This window comes from Burkholderia sp. BCC1047 (assembly GCF_902833155.1).
Lineage (GTDB): Bacteria > Pseudomonadota > Gammaproteobacteria > Burkholderiales > Burkholderiaceae > Burkholderia > Burkholderia sola.
In genome coordinates, this window is sequence record NZ_CADFEH010000016.1 from 78163 (window position 1) to 91211 (window position 13049).

At 67.8% G+C, this 13049-nt stretch carries 7 protein-coding genes; 2 read left to right on the forward strand and 5 right to left on the reverse strand.

The window, feature by feature from the left end; genetic code table 11:
- Nucleotides 1-116 precede the first annotated feature (116 nt).
- A complete protein-coding gene (locus HWX55_RS18035) occupies nt 117-1403 on the reverse strand; it encodes an EAL domain-containing protein (protein WP_124557498.1) in 1287 nt (428 codons plus the stop codon).
- 313 nt (nt 1404-1716) lie between these two features.
- Between HWX55_RS18035 and HWX55_RS18040 the strand changes: the two genes are divergently transcribed.
- A complete protein-coding gene (locus HWX55_RS18040; protein ID WP_124593465.1) occupies nt 1717-3384 on the forward strand; it encodes a Na+/H+ antiporter in 1668 nt (555 codons plus the stop codon).
- Between the two features lie 76 nt (nt 3385-3460).
- Here HWX55_RS18040 and HWX55_RS18045 read toward each other — a convergent pair whose 3' ends face one another.
- Both HWX55_RS18045 and HWX55_RS18050 read right to left on the reverse strand, forming a co-directional pair.
- Complete coding sequence (locus HWX55_RS18045) at nt 3461-7033, reverse strand: indolepyruvate ferredoxin oxidoreductase family protein (protein WP_175976698.1); 3573 nt, start codon at nt 7031-7033, stop codon at nt 3461-3463.
- A 2008-nt stretch (nt 7034-9041) separates the two neighbouring features.
- Nucleotides 9042-9599, reverse strand: coding sequence for a DapH/DapD/GlmU-related protein (locus tag HWX55_RS18050; protein WP_175976699.1), 558 nt, complete (start codon nt 9597-9599; stop codon nt 9042-9044).
- Nucleotides 9600-9932: 333 nt separating this feature from the next.
- On the opposite strand from HWX55_RS18050, the gene HWX55_RS18055 reads away from it, so the two are divergent.
- Nucleotides 9933-10547, forward strand: coding sequence for a glutathione S-transferase (locus tag HWX55_RS18055; protein ID WP_175976748.1), 615 nt, complete (start codon nt 9933-9935; stop codon nt 10545-10547).
- A 35-nt stretch (nt 10548-10582) separates the two neighbouring features.
- Here HWX55_RS18055 and HWX55_RS18060 read toward each other — a convergent pair whose 3' ends face one another.
- Both HWX55_RS18060 and HWX55_RS18065 read right to left on the reverse strand, forming a co-directional pair.
- Complete coding sequence (locus tag HWX55_RS18060) at nt 10583-11551, reverse strand: ion channel (protein WP_175976700.1); 969 nt, start codon at nt 11549-11551, stop codon at nt 10583-10585.
- A gap of 165 nt (nt 11552-11716) precedes the next feature.
- Nucleotides 11717-12748: a sulfate ABC transporter substrate-binding protein gene (locus tag HWX55_RS18065; RefSeq protein ID WP_175976701.1), complete on the reverse strand. Its 1032-nt coding sequence runs from the start codon at nt 12746-12748 to the stop codon at nt 11717-11719.
- Nucleotides 12749-13049: the final 301 nt, after the last annotated feature.

Genomic DNA, 13049 nt, shown 5'->3' on the forward strand with positions numbered 1-13049 from the left:
CCCCGGGACGGCGCGCGCGGTCACGACGGCCGCGGTCGCGCCATTGTCGGGGAAGCGCGCGGCGAACGCAACGGCCGCCCCCGCGCCGTCGGTCGCCGCATCCCGACCGTGTGCCGCTACGCCGCTTGCGCGTCCTCGTCGATCCAGTCGATATCGCCGCACAGCACGCGCTGCGCATCGCCGACGCGCACGGCCACCGACAGCGTCACGCACGGCTGCGCCTCGTTGATCGACAGGTACGGCCGCGTGACCTGCACGCGCCCCGGTTCGGCGATCGCCGAGCGGAAATACGGCCGGCGCAGCCAGTTCGCACCCTGCGCGTCCGCCAGCGGCGAAAAGCGCGCCTCGGCGAGCGCGCGATCGGCGCGCAGCACGACGTTGCGGCCCGACTGCCGGCCCTGCGCGTCGAGCAGGAAGCAGCGTGCGGCCGCGTCCAGCGCGAGGAAGTTCCAGCACACCTCGTCGAGCGGCTCGCCGCCCGCGAGGCGCTCGGCCGCCCGTTCGAACGCGCGCAGGTACGGTGCGAGCCGCTGCGCGTCGCGCCGCTCGCGCGCTTCGGTCTGCTGACGAAAGCGCTCGGTCAGCTCGCCGATGCAGCCGGTCGCGGCCGCGCTGTCGGGCAGCCCCGGCGCCGGGCGGCCGAAGTAGTAGCCCTGCACGAAATCGGCCTCGCACGACAGCGCGATCTGCGCTTCGTGCTCGGTCTCGATCCCTTCGACGAGCACCAGCTTGCCGGCCTCGTGCAGCAGCGTCACGAGCCCGTGCAGGATCGCGGTGAGCCCCGTGCGGTGCGCCGCGTGCGACAGCATGATCCGGTCGAGCTTCACGATGTCCGGGTTCAGTTGCCAGATCCGTTCGAGGTTCGAGTGGCCCGCGCCGAAATCGTCGAGCGCGATCAGGAAGCCGTGCGTGCGGAATTCGCGCACGGCCTCCGCGAGCCGCTCGACGTCCTCCGCGCGCTGTTCGAGCACCTCGAGCACGATGCGCCGCGGCGGCATGCCGAGCCGTTTCAGGTTCGCGAGCAGCGCGGCCGCCTGGAACGGATCGGTGAGCACACCCGGATGGACGTTGAGAAACAGCCACTCGCGCTCCGCGCCGAGCAGCGCGAAGTTCTCCAGATGCAGCGCCTGCGCGAGCCGGTCGAGCTGCAGCAGTTCGTCCCGGCGCGCGGCTTCGCCGAACACGTCGAGCGGCGACACGGGGCGGTCGAGCGCATCGTGTGCGCGCAGCAGCGCCTCGTAGCCCACCGCACGCTGGTGCGACAGGCTGAATATCGGCTGGAACACGGTCGTGAGCGTCAGGTCGCGGTGCTGCGTCGCCAGCCGTTCCAAGCCCGAGCTCATCTCCCGCTCGAACCGGTACGGCGACGCGGCGGCCGGACGCTCCTGTTGCACGATCGTCATGCCTTCCTCCTGGTGATGCAGTCGAACGCGACGTCCGGCGTCCGGCGAAAAACGACGAACGGGACGGCGCGCCATGTCATTGGTTGGACCCTCGGTGACCCGGCGCAAGCCGGGCGGCTGCTCTCCCTCAAGCAAGCTCCGTGCGAGGTGCCGACAACCCGTGCGCCATGCGGCTGTGCGGGGCCGCCGCACCACCGTGGCGCGTGTTCGACGCACCATTCCCGTGCGCACGCACCGGCCACTCGAGCGCACCCGTTACGCCGGCACGCTACACTCCGTACGATCGTTTCATTCCGCGTTATTCGCCGTCTCGATGGAAATCGTTTTCACAGTCCTCATCCTGCTGCTGACCGTCGCGCTGTCCGGCGCCGTCACGCGTCTCCTGCCGTTGCAACTGCCGCTGCCGCTGATGCAGATCGCGTTCGGCGCGATGCTCGCGTGGCCAAAGCTGAACCTGCACGTCACGTTCGACCCCGAGATCTTCATGCTGCTGTTCATTCCGCCGCTGCTGTTCGCGGACGGCTGGCGGATTCCGAAACGCGAGCTTTACCTGCAGCGCCGCGCGATCCTGATGCTCGCATTCGGGCTCGTGTTCATGACGGTACTCGCAGTCGGCTACTTCGCGCATTGGCTGATTCCCGAGTTGCCGCTGCCGATCGCGTTCGCGCTCGCGGCGGTGCTGTCGCCGACCGACGCGGTCGCGCTGTCCGGGATCGCCGGCAAGGGTCGCATTCCGCCGCAACTGATGCACATCCTCGAAGGCGAGGCGCTGATGAACGACGCGTCGGGCCTCGTCGCGCTGAAATTCGCGATCGCGGCCGCGCTGACGGGCGTATTCTCGCTGCGCGCCGCGTCGGTCACGTTCGTGATCGTCGCGGCCGGCGGGCTCGCGACGGGCGCGATCGTCGCGTGGCTGTTCAGCGCGCTGTCGACGCGCTTCCTGAATGCGGAGCAGGAAGGCGACCCGGCGCCCGGCATCGTGATGACGCTGCTGGTGCCGTTCGCGGCCTACCTGTTCGCCGAGCACCTCGACCTGTCGGGCGTGCTCGCGGCCGTGTCGGCCGGGATGATGATGAACTACACGAGCTTCTCGCGCAAAAGCACCGTCGCGTCGCGCGTGCGCGCCGAAAGCACGTGGGCGCTGATCGAGTTCGTGTTCAACGGCATGGTATTCATCATGCTCGGGCTGCAACTGCCGCACATCATCGGCCGTGCGCTCGTCGACGCGCACCATACGAGCGACGCGCTGGTCGGCCGGATGATCTTCAACGTGTGCGCGATGATGCTCGCGCTGTATGCGATCCGCTTCCTGTGGGTGTGGCTGCTGCGCTGGTTCGCGAGCCGCCGCGCCGCGCGCCATGGCCTCGCCGGCACGATGGCCGGCGTGCGCACGATCGCCGTGATGACGGTCGGCGGCGTGCGCGGCGCGGTCACGCTCGCCGGCGTGCTGTCGATCCCGGTCGCGCTGTCCGACGGCGCCCCGCTGCCGGGCCGCGACACCGCGGTCTTCATCGCGTCGGCCGTGATCCTCGGCTCGCTGATCGTCGCGGTGATCGGCCTGCCGCTGCTGCTGCGCGGCGTGCGCTCGTCGCGCAACCCGCTCGGCGACGAGGAGCGCATCGCACGCTCGGCCGCCGCGCAGGCCGCGATCCGCGCGATCGATGCGTCGCACGACGCGATCTCGACCGATCTCGACGAATCGGGCGCGGCGCGCTGCGCGGACATCTCCGCACGCGTGATGGATCAATACCGCCGACGGCTCGCCGCGCTGGCCGACGACGGCCCCACGCCGCGCGCGCAAGCGCAGCAGGCCGAAACGATGGAGTTGCAGATGCGGATCGCGGCCGTGCGCGCGGAACGCTCGGCGCTGTACCGGCTGCGCGGCGACAGCAAGATTTCCGACGAGACGCTGACGAAGCTGATTCGCGAGATCGACCTGTCGGAAACCGCGCTGTCGACGCGCAAGAAAGGCATTGTTTGAGGGCCGGCGGCGGCCGACGGGCATAAAAAACGGCGACGCGCACGCGTCGCCGTTTTCATCTCCGCCCGCCGCAGCGTTACTTCGCGACGACGACCGGAATCCCCTTCAGCATCCCCGCACCCTTCATCTCGTCGAGCGCGTGCTGCACGGCCACGCTCGTCGCCGCGTCGATGCCGAGCTGCAGCGCGAGCTCGCGTTCCGCGCGCTTCACGCCAGCCAGGTTGCGCACCTTCACGTGACCGAAGCCGCGCACGCGCGCGTGCAGGTCGGCCAGTTGAACCACCTGCGCCGCATTGCCGGCGGTCATCGCGGCGAACGCCCGCGTGAGCGTCGTTTCGTAGTCGTCTGCCAGCGCGCGCTCCATCTTTCGCTCGACCGTGCGGCCGAACGGATCGAGCCACGTGCCGCGCAGGCTGCGCACGCGCGCCAGCATGCCGAACACCGGCCACATCCACTGGCCGAACACGCGTTTCTTCGGCGCGCTGCCATCGCTGCCGGCCTTCGCGACCGTCGGCGGCGCCAGGTTGAACTTCACGCGGTACGTCTGGCCCGGCACACCTTCGAACTGCGCTTCGAGCGCGGTGCGGAACGCGTCGTCCGTGTACAGCCGCGCGACTTCGTATTCGTCCTTCACCGCGAGCAGCCGGTAGAACGTCGTCGCAACCGCGCGCGTCAGCGCGTCGTCGCCCTTCGCGCGCGCCGCGTTCACCAGCGCCCGATAGCGCTCGACGTAGCGCGCACCGCCGTACGCGTCGAGACGCGCCTCGCGATCGGCGATCAGCTCGGCGAGCGTCTCCGGCGCCACGTGGGCGGCCACCGCGTGACGTGCGTTCCACAACGCATCGAGGCCCGCCGCGTCGCCGGCCGCCATCCGGCCGATCGAGAACGCGAGCTTGTTCATCGGCACCGCGACGTTGTTCAGCTCGATCGCGCGCATCATCGCGGCGAGCGACACCGGCACGAGGCCGAGCTGCCACGCGTAGCCGAGCATCAGGATGTTCGCGCCGATCGAATCGCCGAGGAACTTCGCGGCGAGCGCCTGCGCGTCGCAGCTCGACAGGTAGCCGTCGCCGGCCGCGTGGCGCATCTTCTCGAGCAGCGCGTCCGCATGCAGGTTCGCGTCGGGGTTCTGCACGAACGATGCGTTCGGGATCCGGTGCGTGTTGACGACGATTCGCGAACGCGCGTGGCGCACCGTCTGCAGCGCCTCGGCGCTCGCACCGACGACCATGTCGCACGCGAGCAGCACGTCGGCCTGCTGCGTGTCGATGCGCACCTGGTTCAGCCAGCGGTCGCTCGACGCGATCCGCACGAACGACAGCACCGAGCCGCCCTTCTGCGCGAAGCCCATGAAGTCGAGCACCGATGCGCTCTTGCCTTCGAGGTGCGCGGCCATGCTGATCAGCGCGCCGACCGTCACGACGCCGGTGCCGCCGACGCCGGTCACCAGCATGTCGAACGGCGCCGCGTCGAGGTGCGTCGCCGGCACCGGCAGCGCATCGACGCGCGCGGCGAGCGCCGCTTCGTCGAACGCCGCGCCGGCGGCCTTCTTCAGCGCCGCGCCCTCGACCGTCACGAAGCTCGGGCAGAAGCCGTTCACGCACGAATAGTCCTTGTTGCACGACGACTGGTCGATGCGGCGCTTGCGGCCGAGCGGCGTCTCGAGCGGCTCGACCGACAGGCAGTTCGACTGCACGCCGCAGTCGCCGCAGCCTTCGCACACCGCGTCGTTGATGAACAGACGCTTGTCCGGGTCGGGGAATTCGCCCTTCTTGCGGCGGCGGCGCTTCTCGGCCGCGCAGGTCTGGTCGTAGATCAGCACGGTGACGCCCGGCGTCTCGCGCAATTCGCGCTGCACCGCATCGAGTTCGCTGCGGTGATGGAACGTCGTGCCGGTCGGGAACTGCCCGTGATGGCCGTCGTACTTCTCCGGTTCGTCGGACACGACGACGAAGCGCGACACGCCTTCCGCCTCGACCTGCCGCGCGATCTGCGGCACCGAGATGCTGCCGTCGACCGGCTGGCCGCCCGTCATCGCGACCGCGTCGTTGTAGAGGATCTTGTACGTGATGTTCGCTTTCGCGGCGACCGCCTGGCGGATCGCGAGGATGCCAGAGTGGAAGTAGGTGCCATCGCCAAGGTTCTGGAACACGTGCTTCGTGTTGGTGAACATCGCGTGCGCGGCCCAGTCGACGCCTTCGCCGCCCATCTGGATCAGGCCGGTGGTGTCGCGCTCCATCCACGACGCCATGAAGTGGCAGCCGATGCCGGCCTGCGCGATCGAGCCTTCGGGCACCTTCGTCGACGTGTTGTGCGGGCAGCCCGAGCAGAAGTACGGCGTGCGCTTCACCGCATCGGCCTCGTTCGACAGGATCTGCGGCGCGACGAGATCGACGACGCGCTCGCGGCGGTCGAGCGCCGGCTTGTGCCGCGCGAGCCAGTCGGCGAACACCGGCAGGATGCGCGACGGGCGCAGCTCGCCGAGTTCGGACAGCAGGCACGCGCCCGCCGCATCGTGCTTGCCGAGCACGCGCGGGCGCGCGCCTTCGGTGCGGTTGTACAGGTAGTCCTTGATCTGCTGCTCGATCACCGGGCCCTTTTCCTCGATGACGAGCACTTCCGACAGACCGTCGACGAAGGTTTCGATCCGTGTCATTTCGAGCGGATACGACAGGCCGACCTTGTAGATCCGCACACCGGCCGCGTCGAGATCGGCGACCGTCAGGTCGAGGCGGCGCAGCGCTTCCATCAGGTCGAGGTGCGCCTTGCCGCAGGTGACGATGCCGACGTTCGCGTGCGTGCTCGGCGCGATCCACTTGTCGATGCTGTTGGCACGCGCGAAATGGCGAACCGCGTCGAGCTTCGCCGCGAGGCGCGCCTCGATCGTGAGGCTCGGCAGGTCGGGCCAGCGGTTGTGCAAGCCGCCCGTCGGCGGCGTGAAGCCTGCCGGCGCCGGCCAGCGCGTCTGCAATGCATCGAGGTCGACGGTGGAGCCGGACTCGACCGTTTCCGAGATCGCCTTGAAGCCGACCCATGCGCCCGAGTAGCGCGACAGTGCCCAGCCGTACAGGCCGAATTCGAGCATGTCGGCGATGTTCGACGGGTTCACGACCGGCATGTGCCACGCCATCATCGCGAAGTCGCTCTGGTGCGGCATCGACGACGACACGCAGCCGTGATCGTCGCCCGCGACGACCAGCACGCCGCCATGCGGCGACGAGCCGTACGCGTTGCCGTGCTTCAGCGCGTCGCCCGCGCGATCGACGCCCGGGCCCTTGCCGTACCACATCGCATACACGCCCTCGACCGTGCGCTCGGGGTCGGCCTCGACCCGCTGCGTGCCGAGCACGGCCGTGCCGCCGAGTTCCTCGTTGATCGCGGGCAGGAAGCGCACGCCGCTCGTGTCGAGGAGTTTCTTCGCCTTCCACAGCTGCTGGTCGACCATCCCGAGCGGCGAGCCGCGGTAGCCGCTGACGAAGCCGGCCGTGTTGAGCCCCTGTTCGGTATCGACCGTGCGCTGCATCAGCAGCAGGCGGATCAACGCCTGCGTGCCGGTCAGGAAGATCCGGCCGCGCGTCGCGGTCAGATTGTCGGTCAGGCGGTAGTCGGACAGGGCGGGCGGGCCGTCGACGGGCAGGCGGGCGGTCATGTGGGGAAGTCTCCGAATTGTGCTGTTGTGCTGTTGTGCTGTTCTCGGCCGTGCGCGGCGGGCGTCGGGTGACGCATGAGTGCGGCAGCGAATGGCTCTATTTTTTCGCGCGCCGCCGAGAATGTTTTTTCTCATCTTGCTCGGACCGGCGCGCGGCGAGAAAAACTGCGCAGCTTTTTGGCGGGATTTGAGAGAGTTTTCGCGCGGGCGGCGGGAGCGTGATGGGAGGCGTGTCGCGGTGGTTGGGTGGTCTGGCGGAAAAGGCTGCGTGTGCCGCCAAGCGCGCAGCTTGGCCGGGGAATGGCGCTTGATCCCCGTGCGACAAGGGTTTCGACGACATCGGGCCGTCACCCTCACCATTGAAATACACAGCGTTCCGATTGATCGGCGACGGCGGATGTCCACAATGTCGCGCCCTTCGGCCCTGTCGGGCTGGCGCGCTCACCGTTCGATTGCACAGCGTTTCGAGCGGCGTCGGGGCCGGGATGTCCACATCCGGCATCGGCATGCGGAGCGCTCGGGCAGCGGCGCTCACCGTTGAAATTCACAGCGCGGCGACTGGGTTGCGGCGGTGGATATACACATCGGAAATCGCGGGTTTCGTCGGTCCGACTTTCGCACTCACCGGTCGAATACCCTGGGCTTCGACTGGCTGCGGTGGCAGTTGTCCAAGCGGGGATCCGCGGTGTCTGCCGGCCATCCGCGGACCTTCACCGTTGAAAACCACAGCGCTTCGACTGATTGACCGGGTCGGATATCCTGGTCTGAACACGCGGGCCATGCGATTGCCGACTCACCCTCACCATTGAAATACACAGGGCTTCGACTGGCCGCGGTGGCAGTTGTCCACCTCCGGAGCTGCGTTGCATCCCGGCCATCCGCGCACCCTCACCGTTGAAAACCACAGCGCTTCGAGTAATCGAGTGGGCCGGATATCCGCGTCTGAACACGCGGGCCATGCGATTGCCGACTCACCCTCACCATTGAAATACACAGGGCTTCGACTGGCCGCGGTGGCAGTTGTCCACCTCCGGAGCTGCGTTGCATCCCGGCCATCCGCGCACCCTCACCGTTGAAAACCACAGCGCTTCGAGCAATCGAGTGGGCCTGGATATCCACATGGACGGGCGCTCCCCGATGTATAGCAAAGGCATGCTTCGAAGGGTACCGACGCGACGGGCAATCCATGCCGGAAGCGGCTCATCGCCCGATCGGGCGCCGATGCTCACCGTCGAAATACACAGTGCCGCGAGTCGTTTCCACGGACGGATATCCACACGAGCACGCACATCGTCGTTGCTCTCGATCTTGAGCCCGAGCCCGACAGAAACCGCTTCGCGCGGCATCGGCGGTCGAACGGCCGCATCCTGACGGGCTGCACGCCGATCGCCGATTCACGCTCACCATTGAATTACACAGCGTGCCGAGTCGCTGGAGAAGGCGGGCCGGCGCATCGAAATCCGCACGTTGCGAACCACGCGCCTGCGCTCACCGTTAGAATGCACAGCCCTTCGATTGGGGGCCGGGGCCGGATATCGACGTCGCGCGGCCTGCAGGTGATGGTCACGCATTCACGCCATTCGGCTAGAATGCGCGTCGCCCCGAGTCACGGCAACGGCTGGAAACCCACGCCAGTGCGGGCGCACCGCCAGATCGGGCGCGACACTCACCGTTGAATTTCACAGCATTTCGCTTCGTCTTGCCGCGAGTTGTCCACAACCCGCCTGATGTCTCGCGCAGCGTCCGGTCTCCTCGCCTGTGAAAACCACAGGTCGACGACTCGTTTCGATGCCCGGATATCCACAACCGGGCGCGCGACCAGATCTTCATCTGCCGATCGACGGACGACTCGGCGCGCGACAGCCGGCAAAGCCGCAATGGCTTGTCCGGCGGGCCTCGGCGGCACACTCACCGTTCAAATGCACAGCGTTTCGACTCGCTCTGGCGGAGGGTTGTCCACATCCCTCCGCCGACGCTTCATCACGCCGGCACGCGGGCCCGGGCGACTTTATTCCGCAATCGATCGAATGATCTTCGCCGGATTGCCGCCGACCAGCGTATTCGGCGGAACGTCCCGGGTAACGACGGCCGCGGCCGCGACGACCGCGTTCTCGCCGATCGTCACGCCGCCGACGATCGTCGCGCCCGCGCCGATCCATACGTTGCGGCCGATCACGATCGGCTTCGCGACCACGCAATCGCGCCGCCGCGAAGGCTCGACCGGATGGCCGGACGTGAGCAGGCTGACGTTCGGGCCGATCATCACGTCGTCGCCGATCTCGAGCCCGCCCAGGTCGTAGAACGTGCAGTTCTGGTTGACGAACACGTTGCGCCCGACCTTCATGCCGGTGCCGCCCGTTGCGTAGAACGGCGGGATCAACGTGAAACCGTCGTCCAACTGCATGCCGATCAGTTCACCGAACAATGCGCGTACGTCCGCCGTATCGTCGAACGTCAGGCGGTTGAGTCGCGCGGTGATCGCCATCGCCCGTTTGACCTCGGCCGCCATGGCCGCCGATTCGGGCGTTCTGCGCGGAATGATCGTGGTGCGGTCGTCGTTTGCCATGCGTGACGGGACTCCGGTGAATGCGGCGTTGGGTGATGCGTCGGCGATCGCGGGCGGCGATTGCGTTCCTCTGTGCGGTGCTGCCGAACGGGTCGGACATAGCGTAGTCATGCGGATTTCCGCCGGGATTTCGATGAATTTTCATAACTAGTTTTTGTATAACTAGTCATTCACTGAACTTCCGTTGTGCAAGGCGCTACGAGGTATTTCGCCCGATTCACCGGATGCAATCGAACCGGACGCCCCCGCCGCGCGCCCCTGTCCCAACCTCCTGCGCTCGGGTACGCTTGAGCATCCACCGGATCGACACCTGCACCCAAACGCGGAGGCATGATGAAGCTCTACTACTGGCCGAAGACCCGGGCATTCCGGGCGCTGTGGATGCTCGAGGAAATCGGCGTGGTGTACGAACTCGTGCCGATCGACCTGCGCTCGCACGAACAGGGCAGCGATGCGTTCGTGCAGGTCAACCCGATGGCCAAGCTGCCCGCGCTCGACGACGGCAGCGCGCCGTTCGCCGAATCGGGCGCCGTGCTGCTCTATCTCGCCGACCGCTGTCCGGCTGCCGGGCTCGGTGTCGCGCCCGACGATCCGCTGCGCGGCCGGTTCCTCCAGTGGATGTTCTTCACGCCGACCTGCCTCGAACCGGCGATGGCCGAGAAATTCACCGGCGCGTCGGGCAACCCCGTCGCGTTCGGCTGGGGCAACATCGCGCGCGTGCAGCGCGCCCTCGCGCAAGCGCTCGCCCATAGCCGCTGGCTCGTCGGCGAACGCTTCACCGCCGCCGACCTGCTGCTCGCGAGCACGCTGAAGATCGCGTTCGACGCGCATCTGCTGCCGCACGAAGGCGTGCTCGGCGACTACGTCGCGCGCGCCGAGGATCGCGACGCGTTCCGCCGCGCGGTCGCGATCGAACAGCGCGAAGCGGCGCGCCTGCTGCACGCGTGACGCGCAGCGGGGCCGCGCCCCCCCGCCGCCCGCGATCATGCCTGCCCGACGGGCCCCGGCGCCGACGTGTCCGCGTCGATCACCACGCCCGGCGAACCGCGTTCGTCGGTGTCGTCGTCGATCGGCACGACTTCATGAAAATGCGTGTAATCGATGTGCGTGATGCCGTCCTCGTCGTGCATCAGGTCGACATAGCGGTGGCGCCAGCGGATGTCGCCATGCGCCCACGCATGACGCGCCTGCATGACCTGCGCGGTGGTCTCGTCCGAACCCTCGATCGTGATCAGCAATTGCGCGTCGCGCGCGGCGAGCGATTCGGGCGTCTCGCCGAACAGCGCGCTCGACTCGTCGATCACGTGCATCAGGTTCCAGCCGAGCAGGAAGATCGGATGCTCGTTGCGCACGAGCGGCAGGTCGTGAATCTTGCGCAGCGCGTAGCCCTCGTGCGTGCCTTCGACGCGCATCAGCCGCAGTTTCGCCTGCGCCTCGGCAATCACGTTCTGGCGGGCATTCGCGGCGCGCACCATCAGCGTCATCCGGCCGTTCAGCGGCCGCACGATCGCGTTGCGCGCGAACAGGATCTTCGCCTGCGGCCGCGAAAACCGCGCGAACACGAGCCCGGTGGCCAACGCGATGCTCGACATCCCGACGAAGATCTCGAACGTCGCGACGAGATGCGCATAGACCGTCTGCGGATGCATGTCGCCATAGCCGACGGTCGCGAGCGTCTCGACGCTGAAGAAGAATGCGCCGCCGAAGCCGGGTGGCGCCTGGTTCGCGATCGGCTCATGCCCGAGCAGATAGAGCATCGCGAAGCCGCTGTTGAGCAGCAGGAACAGCACCGCGAGCGACAGGAAGAACACGGGCCAGCTCACCGTCAGCGCGCGGTGATAGAAGTCGCGCCAGCCGAGCGGCGGCATCCCGTACGCGATCACCGGGCGGGTGCCCGACCAGATCTTGCGGCCACGGCCGCGGGAGGCGGGGGAAGACGAATCGACGTTCATCGCGGGGCGCCGGTTGCAGGAAGGCGATGAGCGTAGCACGCGCGGCGGCGGCCGGGAATGCGGCCGGTCCGGAACGGCGATCCGCCGCGCAGCCGCAAAAAAAAGCCGGCCGCACGAGCGGCCGGCTGCGTCGTCATGCGGGCGCGCGCGTGGCGCGCGCCGCGATCACTTCCGGTCGACGATCACCTGGTCGAACGTGCCGCCGTCGGCGAAATGGGTCTTCTGCGCGTTCGCCCAGCTGCCGAAGACCTGCTCGACGCTGAACGTCTTCAGCGCCTTGAACTCGGCCGCATGCTTCTTCAGCACGGCCGCGTCGCGCGGGCGCAGATGGTGCTGCGCGATGATCTCCTGCGCTTCCGGCGTGTACAGGTAGTCGAGATACGCCTGCGCGACCTTGCGCGTGCCCTTCTTGTCGACCACCTTGTCGACCACCTTGTCGACGACCGCGACGGGCGGCTCCGCGAGGATGCTCGCCGACGGATACACGGCGTCGAACTGCGCGCCCGATGCGCCCGTGTCCATCAGCGCGACTTCGTTCTCGAACGTGACGAGCACGTCGCCGATGCCGCGCTGCGTGAACGTCGTCGTCGCGCCGCGGCCGCCCGAATCGAGCACCGGCACGTTGCGGAAGATCGCCTTCTCGAAGTCGAGCGCCTGCGGGTCGGTCGCGCCCTTCTGCTTCTGGAAGCCCCACGCGGCAAGATACGCGTAGCGGCCGTTGCCCGACGTCTTCGGGTTCGCGATGATCACCTGCACGCCCGGCTTCGCGAGATCGCTCCAGTCCTTGATCGCCTTCGGGTTGCCCTTGCGCACGAGGAACACCATCGTCGTCGAGTACGGCGAGCTGTTGTCCGGGAAACGCGCGCGCCAGTCCTTCGGCAGCAGCTGGCCGCGCTCGGCGAGCAGGTCGATGTCGTTCGGCTGGTTCATCGTCACGACGTCGGCCTGCAGCCCCTGCAGTACCGACAGCGCCTGCGCGCTCGACGCGCCGTGCGACTGCTTGATCGTGACCGTCTCGCCGGTCTTCTGCTTGTAGGCCGCGGCAAAGCTTGCGTTGATGTCCTTGTACAGCTCGCGCGTCACGTCGTACGACACGTTCAGGATCGACGTGTCCGCGTGCGCGGCCGTCGCCGCCACGACCAGCGCCGCCGCCGCGCCCGTGCGCAGCCAGCGACCGATCCCCTTGATGCTTGCCATCGTGATATGCCCCGTTTCCAGTGGTGGTGAATGTGCGTGACCGCCCGCGTACGCGCTGTCATCGAAACGTAAGCGGGCATTCTAGCGGCCGGCCGCGGCACGCCTTCCAATCAGTCGTGGAAAGCAAATCTCGAAATATGCTAAACGACGGCCGGGGCTCGCGCGCGCCGCCGCCACGGTGTTAAGATCGCCGCTCAGCCCACTCACGGTTCATCCATGTCCGCTCTCCTGCGCTCGCCCTCGATCCTCGCCGCCGTCGCGGCAGGTGCGCGCGCGGCCGGGCTGAAACTGAAAAAACGAC